This window comes from Lacinutrix sp. MEBiC02595 (genome assembly GCF_053601555.1).
Genome location: NZ_JBSHNU010000184.1, coordinates 25,309 through 40,658, shown reverse-complemented (window position 1 = coordinate 40,658; position 15,350 = coordinate 25,309). Strand labels below are relative to the sequence as shown.

16 protein-coding genes are annotated in these 15,350 nt (G+C 31.7%); 7 read left to right on the top strand and 9 right to left on the bottom strand.

Annotated features, from left to right (window positions below; genetic code table 11):
- Positions 1-46 precede the first annotated feature (46 nt).
- A complete protein-coding gene (locus ACVCZW_RS04815; RefSeq protein WP_452228942.1) occupies positions 47-193 on the top strand; it encodes a hypothetical protein in 147 nt (48 codons plus the stop codon).
- On the opposite strand, the gene ACVCZW_RS04810 is transcribed toward ACVCZW_RS04815, so the two are convergent.
- From ACVCZW_RS04810 to prfA, 3 genes are all read right to left on the bottom strand, one after another.
- Positions 168-950: an ABC transporter substrate-binding protein gene (locus ACVCZW_RS04810; RefSeq protein WP_452231788.1), complete on the bottom strand. Its 783-nt coding sequence runs from the start codon at positions 948-950 to the stop codon at positions 168-170. The two genes, ACVCZW_RS04815 and ACVCZW_RS04810, sit on opposite strands and share 26 nt — an antisense overlap.
- On the bottom strand, positions 951-1,787 hold the full coding sequence (gene pyrF, locus ACVCZW_RS04805; protein WP_452231787.1) for an orotidine-5'-phosphate decarboxylase: 837 nt from the start codon (positions 1,785-1,787) through the stop codon (positions 951-953).
- A 129-nt stretch (positions 1,788-1,916) separates the two neighbouring features.
- On the bottom strand, positions 1,917-2,993 hold the full coding sequence (prfA, locus tag ACVCZW_RS04800; protein WP_055445507.1) for a peptide chain release factor 1: 1,077 nt from the start codon (positions 2,991-2,993) through the stop codon (positions 1,917-1,919).
- A 117-nt stretch (positions 2,994-3,110) separates the two neighbouring features.
- Here prfA and ACVCZW_RS04795 point away from each other — a divergent pair, with 117 nt between their 5' ends.
- The 3 genes from ACVCZW_RS04795 (at position 3,111) to ACVCZW_RS04785 (ending at position 4,399) form a co-directional block, all read left to right on the top strand.
- Positions 3,111-3,398 carry a hypothetical protein gene (locus tag ACVCZW_RS04795; RefSeq protein WP_452228945.1) on the top strand — a complete coding sequence of 96 codons (288 nt, stop codon included), beginning with the start codon at positions 3,111-3,113 and terminating at the stop codon, positions 3,396-3,398.
- A 63-nt stretch (positions 3,399-3,461) separates the two neighbouring features.
- Positions 3,462-3,740 (top strand): hypothetical protein, encoded by a 279-nt coding sequence (locus ACVCZW_RS04790; protein ID WP_452231786.1) that lies wholly within the window; start codon positions 3,462-3,464, stop codon positions 3,738-3,740.
- A complete protein-coding gene (locus ACVCZW_RS04785) occupies positions 3,737-4,399 on the top strand; it encodes an ATP-binding cassette domain-containing protein (protein ID WP_452228946.1) in 663 nt (220 codons plus the stop codon). Before ACVCZW_RS04790 ends, ACVCZW_RS04785 begins: the two co-directional genes overlap by 4 nt.
- On the opposite strand, the gene ACVCZW_RS04780 is transcribed toward ACVCZW_RS04785, so the two are convergent.
- From ACVCZW_RS04780 to ACVCZW_RS04760, 5 genes are all read right to left on the bottom strand, one after another.
- Positions 4,396-5,361 (bottom strand): DUF3078 domain-containing protein, encoded by a 966-nt coding sequence (locus tag ACVCZW_RS04780; RefSeq protein WP_452231785.1) that lies wholly within the window; start codon positions 5,359-5,361, stop codon positions 4,396-4,398. The genes ACVCZW_RS04785 and ACVCZW_RS04780 overlap by 4 nt on opposite strands.
- Positions 5,362-5,461: 100 nt before the next feature.
- The gene (locus ACVCZW_RS04775) at positions 5,462-6,160 is read right to left on the bottom strand and encodes a hypothetical protein (RefSeq protein WP_452228948.1); all 699 of its coding nucleotides are present in this window, start codon (positions 6,158-6,160) and stop codon (positions 5,462-5,464) included.
- Between the two features lie 42 nt (positions 6,161-6,202).
- On the bottom strand, positions 6,203-7,381 hold the full coding sequence (locus ACVCZW_RS04770; protein ID WP_452231784.1) for an AIR synthase related protein: 1,179 nt from the start codon (positions 7,379-7,381) through the stop codon (positions 6,203-6,205).
- Positions 7,382-7,421: 40 nt separating this feature from the next.
- On the bottom strand, positions 7,422-8,093 hold the full coding sequence (locus tag ACVCZW_RS04765) for a Curli production assembly/transport component CsgG (RefSeq protein WP_452228950.1): 672 nt from the start codon (positions 8,091-8,093) through the stop codon (positions 7,422-7,424).
- A 462-nt stretch (positions 8,094-8,555) separates the two neighbouring features.
- Positions 8,556-10,742, bottom strand: coding sequence for a glutamine synthetase III family protein (locus tag ACVCZW_RS04760; protein WP_452231783.1), 2,187 nt, complete (start codon positions 10,740-10,742; stop codon positions 8,556-8,558).
- 184 nt (positions 10,743-10,926) lie between these two features.
- On the opposite strand from ACVCZW_RS04760, the gene ACVCZW_RS04755 reads away from it, so the two are divergent.
- Complete coding sequence (locus ACVCZW_RS04755) at positions 10,927-11,952, top strand: glutamine synthetase beta-grasp domain-containing protein (protein ID WP_452228952.1); 1,026 nt, start codon at positions 10,927-10,929, stop codon at positions 11,950-11,952.
- A 180-nt stretch (positions 11,953-12,132) separates the two neighbouring features.
- Here ACVCZW_RS04755 and ACVCZW_RS04750 read toward each other — a convergent pair whose 3' ends face one another.
- Positions 12,133-13,074, bottom strand: coding sequence for a calcium/sodium antiporter (locus ACVCZW_RS04750; protein ID WP_452228953.1), 942 nt, complete (start codon positions 13,072-13,074; stop codon positions 12,133-12,135).
- 162 nt (positions 13,075-13,236) lie between these two features.
- Here ACVCZW_RS04750 and ACVCZW_RS04745 point away from each other — a divergent pair, with 162 nt between their 5' ends.
- Positions 13,237-13,596, top strand: coding sequence for a BlaI/MecI/CopY family transcriptional regulator (locus tag ACVCZW_RS04745; RefSeq protein ID WP_452228954.1), 360 nt, complete (start codon positions 13,237-13,239; stop codon positions 13,594-13,596).
- A gap of 2 nt (positions 13,597-13,598) precedes the next feature.
- Complete coding sequence (locus ACVCZW_RS04740; RefSeq protein ID WP_452231782.1) at positions 13,599-15,284, top strand: M56 family metallopeptidase; 1,686 nt, start codon at positions 13,599-13,601, stop codon at positions 15,282-15,284.
- The last annotated feature ends 66 nt before the right edge of the window (positions 15,285-15,350 follow it).

Here is a 15,350-nt window from a genome sequence, read left to right as displayed (position 1 = left end):
AAATCCAAACGCGAAGAAAACTCGTACTTTATATAAAGAACAAGTTATGAGCGCACAATTTTGCAAGGTTGGAAAAATAAAACCAAATTTAAACAAGTTATTAAGCCTAGGATCTACGGATAAAAAAGCAATACAGTTTGTGGAAGTAGTATACAAGAAAAAGTATACTAAAGACTTACATGTAGCTTCTTAAAATAACTAAAAGACTTAATAAGTCTAGAACCATACCATGAAAACATTTCGCCATCTACTAATTGTATTTTGGCATTAGTATAGTACGCTCCTAATTCTTCTATATGTTTTTCCTTAAAAGGATATGGCTCACTAGACAAAAAGACCACATCTACTTCTTTATTTTGCTGCATTTCAATTTCCGGATACCTTCCTAAATCTGCATAAACATTTTCAAATTTATTTAATTGTAATAAATAATCAATGAAGGTATTTTTACCAGCAACCATAAACGGATTCTTCCAGATGAAATACGCTACTTTTAAAGTCGGTTTTGCTTGAATATCGTTTTGAAAATCTTTTAAATTATTTTGAATTTTCTCTGAAACATTTAAAGTTTCCTCCTTCTTACTGAAGATTTCGCCATATTGCTGAATCATTTCTATACAATGGGAAATGGTTTCAATTTCGGAAACATGCACCATACAAATTTCACTACAAGCAGCAACAATCTCCTTTGTATTTTCCTCTTTATTGCATAGAATAATATCTGGTCGTAGTGCTTTTATCTTTTCTAGATGGATTTGCTTTGTACCACCAACAATCGTTTTTGTTTTTAGTAAATGCTTTGGATGTACACAAAATTTAGTAATACCAACAATAGAAGATTCTAAACCTAAATCGTATAATAATTCGGTTTGAGAAGGCACTAAGGAGACAATTCGTTTTGGAACGGATTTAAAATGTAATTGTCTTCCTATTTGATCTTTTAGTTGCATTTAAAAAGACTGCTTCGTTCTTTGCAATGCCAGTAATGCTTCCATTTGCGATTGCAGTTCTTTTGCACTTTTTGCAGCTGCATCTGCAAAATCTAGTTCTTTGGAAGCGTAAATAATTCCTCTAGAAGAATTTATTAGTAAACCAACTTGTTCATTCATTCCATATTTACAAACATCTTGTAAATTTCCACCTTGTGCACCAACGCCTGGAACTAGTAAAAAACTATTTGGAACAATCTTTCTAATTTCCGCAAAACACTCCGTTTTAGTAGCACCGACTACATACATTAGGTTTTCCGAATTTTTCCAGTTTTTAGAGGTTTCTAAAACCTGTTTATATAATTCTTTTCCTTCTACTTGCTTGGTTTGAAAATCGAAAGCACCTTCATTAGACGTTAAAGCCAACATAATAGTATGCTTATTTTCAAAAGCTAGAAATGGCTCTACGGAATCTTTTCCCATATATGGAGCAACCGTTACACTATCAAAAGCTAAATCTTCAAAAAAAGCTTTGGCATACATCGTACTTGTATTACCAATATCACCACGTTTTGCATCTGCAATGGTAAAAATTTCCGGATACTTTTCGTTTAAATAATGGATAGTCTTTTCTAAAGCTCTCCATCCTTTTAATCCGTACGCTTCATAAAAAGCGGTATTTGGTTTATACGCCACACATACATGATGTGTTGCATCTATAATCGCTTGATTAAACGCGAATATTGGATCTTCTTCTTTTAAAAGATGTTGCGGAATTTTATTCACATCGACATCTAATCCTATACATAGAAAGGATTTCTTTTTTTGGATCTGATTTACAAGTTCTTTTGTGTTCATCGATAATATTTTGTCATTCTGCGCTACGACGCAGAATCTATTTTTATTATTAGTGGATTCCGCATCCAGTGCGGAATGACAAATCATTTTTATTTGTCATTAAAAAAGCCTCAAAAAAGAGGCTTATTATTAAAGGTGTTCGTCACTAGCTTTTAACTTCTCTGTGTTATCTGCTAGTTGTAATTCGTCTATAATTTTTTGAATATCGCCATTTACAATATTTTGTAAATCGTAAAGTGTTAATCCAATTCGGTGATCTGTTACACGACCTTGTGAATAATTGTACGTTCTAATTTTAGCACTTCTATCTCCAGAAGTTACCATGGTACCACGTAAAGCGGCATCTTCTTCATTTTTCTTCGCCAACTCCATATCATACAAACGAGAACGCAATACTTTAAATGCTTTCTCTTTATTTTTATGTTGTGATTTCTGGTCTTGACACTGTGCTACCAATCCGGTTGGAACGTGCGTTAAACGCACTGCAGAATACGTTGTATTTACTGATTGTCCTCCTGGTCCTGAAGAACAGAAAAAATCGATACGTACATCTTTTGGGTTTATTTCTACATCAAACTCTTCGGCTTCTGGAAATACCATAACCGTTGCTGCACTAGTATGTACACGACCTTGTGTTTCGGTTTGTGGTACACGTTGTACACGATGTACACCAGCTTCAAATTTTAAAGTTCCGTACACATCATTACCGGTAACTTCAAATTGAATTTCTTTAAAACCGCCATTGGTACCTTCACTATAATCTACAGTATCTACTTTCCATCCTCTACCTTCGCAGTATTTGGTATACATTCTGAATAAATCTCCAGCAAAAATACTAGCTTCATCTCCACCAGTTCCTGCACGCAGTTCTACCACCGCATTTTTAGAATCTTGCGGATCTTTAGGAATTAAAAGAACACGAATCTCATCGTCTAACTTAGGAATCCCTTCTTTGGCTTCGTCATATTGCATTTTAGCCATTTCTACCATTTCGGCATCACTACCATCTGCAATAATCGCTTCTGCTTCTGCTAAATTATCTGTAAACTCTATATATTGCTCACGTTTATCCATTAAAAGGCGTAAGTCTTTGTATTCTTTATTTAACTCTACATAACGCTTTTGATCGGTAATAATATCTGGTTGAATGATTAAATCACTAACCTCATCAAAACGTTGTTTTACTATTTGTAATTTATCTAACATCTATCTTCTAAAAAATTGTATGCCAAAAATACGATAATTTATGGATTTTATATAGTGTATAGACTAGCAATATTGTTATGAAAATAATTAGTGCACTTTTGCGTTTTAATAGTACTCATGAAACTGCTAAAAGGAATACTTGCATATTACAAACCACTATTTCTGTGGTCTTTTTCTATAAACCTTCTTGTTTTAATAGTCAGCCAAAGCTTTGCACTCACTATTTTAACCAAGTTGTTTGTAGTTATTTTATTTTGGTTATTACTAAAAGATGCTAGCGTTAGAAGAAGAATTGGCTTTTATAAAATGGTTGGCGTTTCTAACCTAAAACTACTCAGTATTTTATTTTTAATAGATTGTTCTGTATCTCTTGCTTTTATATTCTTGATAAAAGGTTTTGCTTGATATATTGTTAAACCTTTCTAAATGTATTTAGTAATACCAGAAAAAACGCTTTAATTAGGAGACATGAAATCGCTAAAACTTATTTTTATTTTTTACAAACCGTTCCTTCTCTGGTCGTTTATAATTAATGTTTTAGCAGGAAGCAATATTGCTGTTCTTGTATTGCTAAAGCTACTTCTTACCATATTTCTATGGTATTATATTCGAGAAACAAAAGCAAAAACCAATTTAGTGTTTTATAAAAATGCTGGTATTTCTACTTTTAAATTATATGCTTCTATATTTATTATGGATGTTATTCTATCTGTTCCTTTTCTTCTAATAGCAAAAACAATACTATGATTTTAGAGATAGATAATGTAGAGCTTTCCTTTTCCAATAAGTTAGTGTTAAACGGAATTTATCTGAAAGCAGAAACAGGAAAAGTTACTGCTATTCTTGGCAGTAATGGTTGCGGAAAAAGTTGTTTACTACAAATAATATTTGGTGCATTACAACCTAAATATAAACTAGTAAGAATAGATAGCAAACCGATTACAAAACCTTTGTACTTAACTAAAAGCGTTAGTTTATTACCACAATACAATTTTGTTCCGAAAGGCTTAAAACTGAAAACCATTTTTAAAATTTTAGAGGTATCTTGGGAAACTTTCACGACTACTTTTGAAGGTTTTTCAAAATACAAAAACAGTAAGATCCATTTGCTTTCTGGCGGAGAACGTCGTTTAGTAGAAACCTATTTAATACTAAAAGGGAAAAGTAAAATTATTTTATTAGATGAGCCTTTTTCTCATATTGCCCCGCTTTATATAGAGAAACTAAAAACGCTGATTACCGAAGAAAAACAGCATAAAATTATCATCATCACCGATCATATGTACAAAGACATTATCGATACGGCAGATGCTATCTACTTACTTAAAAATGGGTATACAAAACAGATTATAGATTTAAAAGATTTAGAGTTCTTCAACTACTTAAGTGCAAATAGTATACACTAAAAATCTACAACCACACCAATACCTAGAATTTGCTTCCATTGTACTCTGGCTCCTTCTTCTACATATGCTTCCTCTTCATTTTCTTCACTAATAGCCATCAGATTTTTCACATCATTATCATACTTTAAATGCGAACCTAGATTCGCTCTAATGTAATTATTTACTTTAAAATCTAAGTTCACTTGCCAGTCTACATCTATGTTTCCGAAGCCATTAAGGTAATCGGTATAAAAGTTGACTGCATGTTTCATATAAATATTGGTAGCTATTTCTGTTTCGTAGGCATTTGTAATTAGTATTCCGAACTCATTTCGTACTTGCTCCCCATTTTTAATCACATTTTCATTTTCATCTAAAATAGCTGGTTTAACACCAAATGCTCCTGCGTTTGCTAACTCTTGATCTAAAACAAAAGTAGATTTAGTAGTTGCTGGAGAAAAGTAAACAGAAAGTTTTTCTATGTTTTTACCATATTCAATACCTACGCCATAAAACAAATAACCTGGCGCCATAATTTTAGAGATTACATTTGTGGTATTTGGATACGTATACCCATTTGTAAACTGCGTTTTAAAATTAAATCTAGAAGTAAAAAACCAATTAGTTAAACTATCTCGTCGATAACCAACATTGGAGTTAACCTCAATGATATCTTCCGTTTTTCTAAACTCTTGTTCTTGTTGCTTATTAATCCCATATCGAATATTAATATTATTATTCCAAAAAAAGTGTTTGAATTTATAGTTTGCTTGGCTAACAATACCTAATAATGCGGAAATAGAGTTACTTCCTCCAGAATTCCAATTAACAAAAGCGACCTCACTTACATCTAGAGTAGCAATGTTTTTGTTTTTCCATTTAGGAAAACTTTCTCTAAAGGTAGTATCTACAGCCGTAGAATCAGATTGTGCAAAAGTAAATTGAATAGCAAAAACGAGTAGTAGGAATAAAACTTTTTTCATGGGTAAATTTTAATAGCATACGAATTTAAATACTTCAACAAAGTATTTAATCTTTTTAACAGTTTTTAACAAGAAAACGGTAGAAAGCTCGTTTTTATTGTTAGTCGTCTAATCCCACATATTCCTCACTATAATCATCAATAGCATATCGTACCATAAAAAATAAAGCAAAAAGATAAAAAGATATTCCTGGAATAAATAATAGGTTAATATTAAAATAATAAGCTAGTACCATAAAAAAATCGGAAAGCGCAAAACCAAAAACAAAAGACATATAATACATAGCCTTTGTAGTATTGGCTGTGAAATTATAGTTTCCGGCAAAAACACATGCTAGAATAAGCACAATACCATAGAAATAGAGTATTATTTGTTGCAAGCCGTCATGCAGTTTATATGTTATAAACGTGAGTAATTGATCTAAGAAAAAAAAGTTTAAAAAAATTATTACCACAAAAAAAGCAATAAGAAATTTATTCACTTTTTTTAATTGTAATCTTTTCAATCCGCTAATTAATAACACTAAATAACCAGCAATTGAAAACAATGAAGTTAGCTTATTATAGATTCTATCATCATAAAAAAGCATAAAAAAGGCAGAAATTAAAAAGCTCACAAAAATGAACAAGATAGCCTTGTTTTTATACCCTTTAAAATAAAGGAATAATAAAAAATAAACAAATACGCTTATAAATCTTAATATTCTGTTTTCCGAAAAGGTGTATTCAGAAATAACATATATATTAATTACTAATAAGAGTAGCGAAATAATAAGCAGTGCTTTTTTTTCAAAACTCATTAAGATATTGCTTTTAATAAGACGCTAATATCGATAAATGTATTAATACTCAAAAACGCCATATTCACTTTTAATAGTTAGCTTTTTATTTTCTGAAGCTTCTACGCTACCAATAATTTTAGCATCCACATTAAAGGATTTTGAAATAGCGATAATATCTTCGGCTATTTCTGGAGTTACATATAATTCCATTCTATGACCACAATTAAATACTTGGTACATTTCTTTCCAATCTGTTTTAGATTGTTCTTGAATAAGTTTAAATAATGGTGGCACCGTAAACATATTGTCTTTTACAATATGTAGATTATCTATAAAGTGAAGTATTTTAGTTTGTGCCCCTCCAGAACAATGTACCATACCGTGTAAACGATCACTATTGTATTTGGACAAGATGGCACTAATAATTGGCGCATAGGTTCTTGTTGGTGATAATACTAGTTTTCCTGCATCAATCGGAGAATCTTGTACAGCATCTGTTAATTTAATATTTCCAGAGTACACTAATTCTTCTGGTACGGAAGCATCAAAACTTTCTGGATATTTTTCTGCCAAATATTTTGCGAATACATCATGTCTTGCAGAAGTTAAGCCATTGCTTCCCATTCCTCCATTATATTCTTTCTCATAAGTGGCTTGACCAAAACTTTCTAAACCAACAATAACATCACCAGGTTTAATGTTTGCATTATCTACAACATCTGTACGTTTCATTCTTGCTGTTACTGTGGAATCTACAATAATAGTTCGCACTAAATCACCAACATCTGCAGTTTCGCCTCCTGTAGAATGAATAGTAACACCAAAGGTTTTTAAGTCTTGAATAAGCTCTTCGGTACCATTAATGATTGCCGAAAGCACTTCGCCTGTAATTAGGTTTTTATTTCTTCCAATGGTAGAGGAAAGCATGATATTGTCTGTTGCTCCAACACAAAGCAAATCGTCAATATTCATGATAAGTGCATCTTGTGCAATACCTTTCCAAACAGAAATATCTCCTGTTTCTTTCCAGTACATATAGGCTAGAGATGATTTTGTTCCTGCACCATCTGCATGCATAATTAAACAATAGTCATCATCATTCGTTAAATAATCTGGAACAATTTTACAGAATGCTTTTGGAAATAAACCTTTATCTATATTTTTAATAGCGTTATGCACATCTTCTTTAGAAGCAGAAACTCCTCTTTGTGCATATCTTTTACTTACATCTTGGCTCATGAGTCTATTTTGAGCAACAAAAATAGGAATTGTATTTTAGTTAATTATGAATTATTGGATTAGAATTAATAATTGTTGGTTCATTACTTGGTATTTTTTTCTTTTTATTAGAATTACCAAAGTAATAATTTATTCCAAAAGCAATTCTCCAATACACATCGTTTGCATCTCCAAACACTTTTCCATCCAATTCATCTGAAAAAGTATGGTTATAATCTGTAAACAGTTTTATACCAAAATCTTCCATAATGATATATTCTAGACCAAGACCTCCTTGTATTTTCATTCCAGTTGCTGCAAAATAGTTAGACGCATTAAGTCCTGCGCCTGCAAAAATAAAAGGTGTAAAGAAGTGATCTGGCATTATGGTACTTTCTACATTAAGATCAAAAGACATGTACCCATTATTACTAATATTTTTATGTGCAAGATTGAATTTGTTGTAGGTAAAATTCACATTAATATAAGGATTAATATATCTTTTATAACCTACTTGACCATAAAACTCGAATAACGGATCTTGGTAATCCCCATTAATTACGGCCGTACCCAAAGCGGCAGTAAAAACATTATCTGCTCTATATTTATAAAAAAAAGTATGTGATTTGTCTTTTGTTTGTTTACTCGCTTCCTTTTGGGTTTGTGAACGTATTTGAGCAGTACAAAAACACAGAAATAAAACTAGAGAAACTTGTTTGAAATTTGAAATCATTTTAGCTGATTTTTTTATAAATATGGATTTAATTTAAAACAATAAAGACAAATGAAGCAAGTTCATTTGTCTTTATTAAAAATACTTAAAAACTTAAATCAACACATAATAACTCGCAGAGTTAACTACTAACTATAACTAGTTACTATTTATGTTGCACTACTTGTTTTGTCTGTACTAAATCTTTTTTGAAATCTTGTGTCTTTTTTTCTTTACTAGCCTGCGAGAATATAAAAGTCGCAACCATGAGCATAAGGACACTTAAGAAAAGCCTCTTCATTTTAAATTGATTATTGATTAATAGCTCTGCTAAAGTAAAGAAAACAAAGCTACTAAACTCCTATTAACCAAAGTATTCGTTGACATGTGAATTATATTAGACAAAATACAAAGTATTAACTTTTGCTCCATAAAAAAGGCCACTTTTATGAAAGCGACCTTTAAATGAAGGAAGAATTATGTCTAGTTGGTAAATAGTAATTCTCTATATTTTGTTAGTGGCCAAAGCTCATCATCGACCAATAACTCGAGCTTATCACAATGGTATCTAATATCATCGAAGAGTGGCTTTACTTTAAAGCAATATGCCTCTGCTTTTTTCTCTATATCTGCCAGATTATTCGCTTTTTTACGTTCGTTAGTCATTTTAGTAACATTAGAATTTAAAGATTCTAAATGACCAGAGATTTCTTCGATTAAAACCATTTGTTCTTTCGCTAATTTTTTAAAATCAGCACCATAAATTTCTTTAAGTCCTCTCACGTTTTCTATTAAAACGTTTTGATATTTCACAGCAGTTGGCACGACATGATTTCTTGCGACATCACCTAGCACACGACTTTCTATTTGTAAACGCATGGTATATTGCTCTACCTCTATTTCGTAACGCGCTTCTACTTCTACTTTATTCATAATACCCAAATCACCATACAGATCGATCGCTTTTTTGGAGATTTTAGCTTTTAATGCTTCCGGAGTGGTTTTATTATTGCTCAATCCACGTTTTTTAGCTTCTTTTTCCCAAGCTTCACCATACCCATTTCCTTCGAATAAAATATTTTTAGATTTCTTGATATATTCTCTTAATATATTAAAGACAGCTTCGTCCTTTTTTAAACTTTTCTTTTCAATTAATGCATCTACTTCTCCCTTAAACTCTATTAATTGTTTTGCTACAATAGCGTTTAAAACGGTCATTGGATTTGCACAATTCGCTGTAGATCCTACTGCTCTAAATTCGAATTTATTTCCGGTAAACGCAAAAGGAGAAGTTCTGTTTCTATCTGTATTATCCAATAAAACATCTGGAATTTTACCAACTACATTCAATTTTAAATCTGTTTTTTCTTCAGGAGACAATTTACCATTAGTAACGTTTTCTAGCTCGCTTAATGTTTTGGTTAATTGTTCTCCTATAAATACGGAAATAATTGCAGGAGGCGCTTCATTTGCACCCAAACGATGATCATTACTGGCCGATGCTATTGCAGCACGAAGAAGTTCTTCATTATCATAAACCGCTTTAATAGTATTTATAAAAAAGGTTAAGAATTGCAGATTACTCATTGGTGTTTTCCCCGGACTCAAAAGATTAACTCCGGTATCTGTGGCCAAACTCCAATTATTATGTTTCCCAGAACCGTTTACTCCCGCAAATGGTTTTTCATGAAAAAGCACTTTAAAGTTATGTCGCGCAGCAATTTTATCCATCACATCCATTAATAAGGAATTATGATCTACTGCAAGATTCGCTTCGTCATAAACTGGCGCCAATTCAAATTGATTAGGTGCCACTTCATTATGTCTTGTTTTAACAGGAATACCAAGTAGCATACATTCGGTTTCTAAGTCCCGCATATACGCCATTGCACGATTTGGTATGGTACCAAAATAGTGATCATCTAATTGTTGTCCTTTTGCAGGAGAATGCCCTAATAACGTACGACCAGTTAACACTATATCTGGACGAGAATTGGCCAAAGCAAGATCGATTAAGAAATACTCTTGCTCCCAACCTAAAGAAGCATTTACTTTCTTGACATTTTTATCAAAATATTTACAAACGGCAACTGCGGCTTGATCCACGGCTTGTAATGCACGAAGTAAGGGTGTTTTATAATCTAATGCTTCTCCCGTATAGGAAACAAAAACGGTAGGCACACAAAGTGTTGTACCATAAATAAATGCTGGCGAAGTTGGGTCCCAAGCGGTGTAACCACGGGCCTCAAAAGTATTACGTATTCCGCCATTTGGAAAACTAGATGCATCTGGTTCTTGCTGTACTAGTTGTCCGCCTTCAAATTTCTCTATTGCTCTACCATTTCCAACAGGCTCAAAAAACGCATCGTGCTTTTCTGCGGTAGCTCCTGTTAGTGGCTGAAACCAATGTGTGTAATGTGTAACTCCTTTAGATATTGCCCACTCTTTCATACCAGTAGAGATATGATCTGCAATTACTCTATCTATTTTTGAACCATTTTTAATAGCATCTTGCACACTTTTAAGTGCTTCTTTAGTTAAATATTGTCGCATGGTGTCTTCATTAAAAACATTAGCACCAAAAATGGAAGAACGACGTTCCTTTTCTTCAATATAAACTGGCTTTCTATTATAGGTTTCTTTTACTGCAAAAAATCTTAAAGTGGACATAAAAATGTTTTTAATTTATTTTACGAATTTACAATTATTAGCTTCAAAAAAAGAAATACCCTAAAAAAAATAGGGTTATTAACCATAATTTAATAAAACTCACGATAAGTGATCTATTTTTTCATAGGTAATAATGAAAATTACCTATATTTACCAACATCATATTAATATAATTTGAAGTATTATGGCAAAAATTAAATTAGAATACATTTGGTTAGATGGGTATTTCCCAACTCAAAATATGAGAAGTAAAACCAAAGTAGAAGAGCATGAAGACTTTCAAGGAACAATTGAAGAATTAGGAATGTGGTCTTTTGATGGTTCCTCTACTAAACAAGCATCTGGAGGTGCTTCTGATTGCTTATTAAAACCAGTTGCAATTTATCCAGATCCTACACGAAGAAATGGTTATTTAGTAATGACAGAGGTATTAAATGCAGATGGTACGCCGCACGTTTCTAATGGTAGAGCTACCATTGAAGATGAAGATAATGATTTCTGGTTTGGTTTTGAGCAAGAGTATTTTATAATGGATACTAAAACACAATTACCGTTAGGATTCCCTATTGGTGGTTATCCTGCACCACAAGGAATGTATTACTGTTCTGTTGGAGGTTTACATACACATGGTAGAAAACTAGTAGAAGAGCACGCAGATTTATGTATTGATGCAGGTTTAAATTTCGAAGGAATTAATCAAGAAGTTGCTTCCGGACAATGGGAATACCAATTGTTTGCAAAAGGAGCTAAACAAGCAGGTGATGAAATTTGGGTTTCTCGTTATTTACTAGATAGATTAACAGAACAATATGGTTATTATATTGAATACCATCCAAAACCATTAGGTAGAGATATGGATTGGAATGGATCTGGAATGCATGCCAATTTCTCTAATACTGTTTTAAGAACATGTGGTAGTAAAGAAACATACGAAAAAATATGTGAAGCATTCAGACCTGTTGTAAAAGAACATATGGCTGTTTATGGTGAGTTTAACGACCAACGTTTAACAGGAGATCATGAAACTGCATCTATTGACGATTTCTCTTATGGCGTATCGGATAGAGGAGCTTCTATTAGAATTCCTATTATTACAGTAGAAAAAGGCTGGAAAGGATGGTTAGAAGACAGAAGACCTGCTTCTAATGGAGATCCATATAAAATTGCTGGTAGAATTATTAAGACTGTGAAGTCTGCTAATATTAGTTAATAAAATTTACATTATTTCAATTATCCATTAAAAAGGCTGTCTTATTAGATAGCCTTTTTTTTTATCCTCTAAATACGCTCACTATAAAAAAGTATTTAGATAAATCTGCAAATATCCCTTAATACTATTCCCTTTATTTAATTACCTATTAAAAAGACTATTGTATTAAATCGCTTCTTTTTATCCTCTAAATACTAAGACAATAAAAATACCGTAAAGCATTACTAAACCAAATCCTTTAATTTTATTAATCTCATGCCTTTTAGGTAAAAGTGCTAAAATCAATACGCTAGCAGCAAAGATTAACATCCAAAATATATCGCGAGATAATATCAAAGGCTCTGTCACAGGAATGGTTTTTATCATAGAAGTTAAACCCAGTACAGAACCAATATTAAAAATATTAGAACCAATTAAGTTACCCAAAGAAATTGCTTTTTCCTGTTTAGCTGCTGCTATTACAGAAGCTGCAAGTTCTGGAACACTTGTTCCTATAGCAATCATAGTTACACCAATCACCGCTTCGCTAACCCCAAGTTGTGTCGCAATTTCTGTAGCTCCTTTTACCAACCACTCACTACCAAAGTACAAAGCTAAAGCACCTATAAGCAACCAAATAATCATTTTAAAATTAGAAACAATTGCTAAAGTATCATCTACTTCTTCGGAAGCATCTTCATTTTTTTGACTTTTAATTAAATAGATTATAAATACAATTAAAGCTGCAAAAAGTATTGCTCCTTCTATAGCTGTTAATTGATTATCATTCCAAAGAAAATAATAAAGCGCAATAGAGAATAGCATCATTACTGGCCAGTTTACTTTATAAAAAGACTTATCTACACCAATAGCGCCAACTATTGCAGTAATACCAAGTACCAAACCAATATTTGCAATATTAGAACCTACCACATTATTTATTGCTATTGCTGGTGAGCCAGACAAAGCGGCGTTTAAACTTACTAGTAATTCTGGAGCAGAAGTAGCAAAAGAAACCACTGTCATACCAATTACAATTTTAGATATGTTTAATTTAAAAGATAAAGCAACCGAAGCCCTAACTAGAAACTCTCCTCCTATTACTAATAAAACAAAGCCTAAAATTAAAAAAGCAATACTCATAATTATTTTTTTTTACGAAGATAGTATTTCTTCCAAATGAAAAAACAAAACTTAAAACTTAGTTGAATAACTATATTTACAGTTGTATAACTATAAAAATAGTTATACATTTGAGACAGTAAACTAGATTCCCATTTTCATGGGAACAAAAATATATTTTCGATGCAAAAGCTAACGAATAAAGAAGAGGAAATTATGCACATATTATGGAAGCTAGAAAAGGCTTTTGTAAAAGATGTATTACAGGAAATTGAAGAAGAAAAACCGCACTATAATACCCTTTCTACTATTATTAGACATTTAGAGGAGAAAGATTATGTTAGTTATAATGCCTTCGGAAAAACGCACCAATACTTTCCTATTATAACCAAAGAAGCCTATAAGAAGAAATTTATGAATACGGCCATAGACAACTATTTTAACAGCTCTTATAAAAATGTAGTTTCCTTTTTTGCTAAAGAAGAGAAAATAAGTGTTGCTGAGTTAAAAGAGATTATTTCTATCATTGAACAAAAAAAATAAGTATGGAGTATTTTTTAAAAGCATCTGCTATTACAGCACTATTCTATTTATGCTACAAAGTTTTTTTGCACCGTGAAACTTTTTTTGAAAGTAACCGATGGTTTTTATTAATAGGCTTACTAGCTACTATTTGTTTGCCTTTATTAATAATTCCGATTTACATAGAAAGTCCAAATACCACAATAGACCTCTCTAAATTTACAGAAAACATAAATATTACAACCACTACAAGTTTCGACTATACCTTCCTGGGATTAGCAAGTATTTATGTGCTTGGCGTTAGTTTCTTTTTCTTAAAACTAATTATAGAGTTTGTATCCTTGTTTCGTGTATTGCGTAAAAATAAATCCACCAAAAAAAATGGCTTCCTACATATAGAAACCGAAGAGTCCATTTCTCCTTTCTCTTTTTTCCACTTTATTGTGTATAATAAGAAACCGTTTAGCCCTACAGAATTAGAACATATCATTAATCACGAAAAAGTGCATGCAAAGCAATTCCATTCTATAGACATTCTTTGCATACAATTCGCGACTGTTGTGTTTTGGTTTAATCCGTTTATCTGGCTTTATAAAAAAGAAGTACAGCAAAATTTAGAGTTTATTGCCGACAAACATGCGCAACGTAATTCGACCAATAAAAAGAGTTATGAATATGTTTTACTTAAAACAAGCATTGCTAACCAGTCATTAGCATTAGCAAACAACTTTTACACTTCATTAATTAAAAAACGAATCGTTATGTTACACAAATCAAAATCTAGAAAATTAAATGCATTAAAATATGTATTAGTATTACCATTATTAACGCTTTTCTTAATGAGTTTTAATACGAAAGAAATTTACTTGAATACCAATACTTCTAATTTCAAACAAACGATTGGAGCTATGGAAACGGTTATAATTACTAAGAATTTTTCGGATGTGGCATTAGACAAAGTAATTTCCGAATTTAAAACGAAAGATGTCACTCTTAATTTTAAGAAAATTGAAAGAAACGATCGAAATGAAATTATAGCGATTGCAATAGAAGCGAGTTCTAAAAAGATGAAAACTAATTTTAGCTCTAATTCGAATAACGCTATTAAACCCATTAAAATAATCTACAATAGCCAAGACTATAGTATTTCTATTAGCACCATAGAAGCGAATGAAACAGTTGTTACAGAAGACGGCACTACTGCTATTGTACCATCGGAATCGGACAATAATGCTTTTATTTTATCGGAAGAAGAACAGAATGCTAAGGTTGAAGTTATTACAGAAGACAGCAATAACAAAGACACTAAAGTTGTTATTAGAAGAAAAGCTACTACTATTGATTTAAATACGGAAGCTTCAGAAAATAAAGAGAAAGTAAAATTTACCTCGAAAGATAAGGATGGAAATATAGTAAATGAAGAAATTATTCCAGGTCAAAATGGTCAAACTTGGGTTGTTGAAAAAGGAGGCGCAAATGACGTACAGATTGTTAAAGCAAAGACAAAAGACAACAAACTATTTATTTCTACAGACTCAGAAAACAGTCCTTTAATATTTATAGACGAAAAAGAGTCTACCAAAGAGGAAATGGAAAATCTAGATCCAAACAATATAGCATCTATTAATGTTCTTAAAGGAGATAAACATATAAGAATCTATGGCGAAAAAGCTAAAAATGGTGTCCTATTAATTGTTACCAAAAAATAATATTTCAATTAAAAACAAGCATAAAAAAAATCGCAAACTAATGTTTGCGATTTTTTTTATGGGATT

Bases quoted from the DNA above. Each gene is read 5' to 3' on its own strand.
- ACVCZW_RS04815 (WP_452228942.1), top strand. From the start codon at position 47: ATGAGCGCACAATTTTGCAAGGTTGGAAAAATAAAACCAAATTTAAAC.
- ACVCZW_RS04810 (WP_452231788.1), bottom strand. From the start codon at position 950: ATGCAACTAAAAGATCAAATAGGAAGACAATTACATTTTAAATCCGTT.
- pyrF (WP_452231787.1), bottom strand. From the start codon at position 1,787: ATGAACACAAAAGAACTTGTAAATCAGATCCAAAAAAAGAAATCCTTT.
- prfA (WP_055445507.1), bottom strand. From the start codon at position 2,993: ATGTTAGATAAATTACAAATAGTAAAACAACGTTTTGATGAGGTTAGT.
- ACVCZW_RS04795 (WP_452228945.1), top strand. From the start codon at position 3,111: ATGAAACTGCTAAAAGGAATACTTGCATATTACAAACCACTATTTCTG.
- ACVCZW_RS04790 (WP_452231786.1), top strand. From the start codon at position 3,462: ATGAAATCGCTAAAACTTATTTTTATTTTTTACAAACCGTTCCTTCTC.
- ACVCZW_RS04785 (WP_452228946.1), top strand. From the start codon at position 3,737: ATGATTTTAGAGATAGATAATGTAGAGCTTTCCTTTTCCAATAAGTTA.
- ACVCZW_RS04780 (WP_452231785.1), bottom strand. From the start codon at position 5,361: ATGAAAAAAGTTTTATTCCTACTACTCGTTTTTGCTATTCAATTTACT.
- ACVCZW_RS04775 (WP_452228948.1), bottom strand. From the start codon at position 6,160: ATGAGTTTTGAAAAAAAAGCACTGCTTATTATTTCGCTACTCTTATTA.
- ACVCZW_RS04770 (WP_452231784.1), bottom strand. From the start codon at position 7,381: ATGAGCCAAGATGTAAGTAAAAGATATGCACAAAGAGGAGTTTCTGCT.
- ACVCZW_RS04765 (WP_452228950.1), bottom strand. From the start codon at position 8,093: ATGATTTCAAATTTCAAACAAGTTTCTCTAGTTTTATTTCTGTGTTTT.
- ACVCZW_RS04760 (WP_452231783.1), bottom strand. From the start codon at position 10,742: ATGTCCACTTTAAGATTTTTTGCAGTAAAAGAAACCTATAATAGAAAG.
- ACVCZW_RS04755 (WP_452228952.1), top strand. From the start codon at position 10,927: ATGGCAAAAATTAAATTAGAATACATTTGGTTAGATGGGTATTTCCCA.
- ACVCZW_RS04750 (WP_452228953.1), bottom strand. From the start codon at position 13,074: ATGAGTATTGCTTTTTTAATTTTAGGCTTTGTTTTATTAGTAATAGGA.
- ACVCZW_RS04745 (WP_452228954.1), top strand. From the start codon at position 13,237: ATGCAAAAGCTAACGAATAAAGAAGAGGAAATTATGCACATATTATGG.
- ACVCZW_RS04740 (WP_452231782.1), top strand. From the start codon at position 13,599: ATGGAGTATTTTTTAAAAGCATCTGCTATTACAGCACTATTCTATTTA.